The sequence below is a fragment of the Aminobacter sp. P4_D5 genome (assembly GCF_056401815.1).
In genome coordinates this window covers 1-634 of the sequence record NZ_JBFUIP010000907.1, presented here as the reverse complement: position 1 = coordinate 634, position 634 = coordinate 1, and the positions used below count along the sequence as shown (strand labels likewise).

Here is a 634-nt window from a genome sequence, read left to right as displayed (position 1 = left end):
GTTGCCGGATGGCGTGGAGATGGGCGTCGACGGGCTCGTCCTGGAGGCGCCGATCTGAGAACCGATCTGGGCTGGAGCTTGAATCCACAGGCTTTTCCCCATGCCAGTATTTTCCATAATAAATCTTATGCGGTAACTTCATCTGTGGACAACCGGAGACGCTCCCCGTGGACGACATGCCCGACGCCCCCTCGATCGACGCCCTCCTCGCGGTCATGGCGCGGCTGCGCGACAAGGACACGGGCTGCCCCTGGGACGTTGTCCAGGATTTCTCGACGATCGCGCCCTACACGGTGGAGGAATCCTACGAGGTCGCGGATGCCATCCGCCGCGGCCCTGAGCCGGCGGTGCTGCTGGACGAGCTCGGCGATCTGCTGCTCCAGGTCGTCTATCATGCGCGGATGGCCGAGGAGCGCGGCTGGTTCCGCTTCGAGGACGTCGCGGCCGGCAGCACGGCCAAGATGATCCGCCGCCACCCGCACGTCTTCGGCGATGCCGATTCCACGACAGCCACGGAGGAAATCTGGGAGCAGCGGAAGATCGCCGAGCGCGCCGCCCGGGCCGAGATCGGCGTCCTGGCGGGGATCGCGACCGGCCTGCCCGGCCTCACCCGCGCCGCCAAGCTGACCAGGCG

General features: G+C 67.0%; 1 protein-coding gene. It reads left to right on the top strand.

All coding sequences use genetic code 11. The features are described 5' to 3' along the window. Window positions 1-176: 176 nt before the first annotated feature. The coding region (locus AC1DWF_RS35725) for a MazG nucleotide pyrophosphohydrolase domain-containing protein (protein ID WP_476843189.1) at window positions 177-634 on the top strand (458 nt) is incomplete at its 3' end.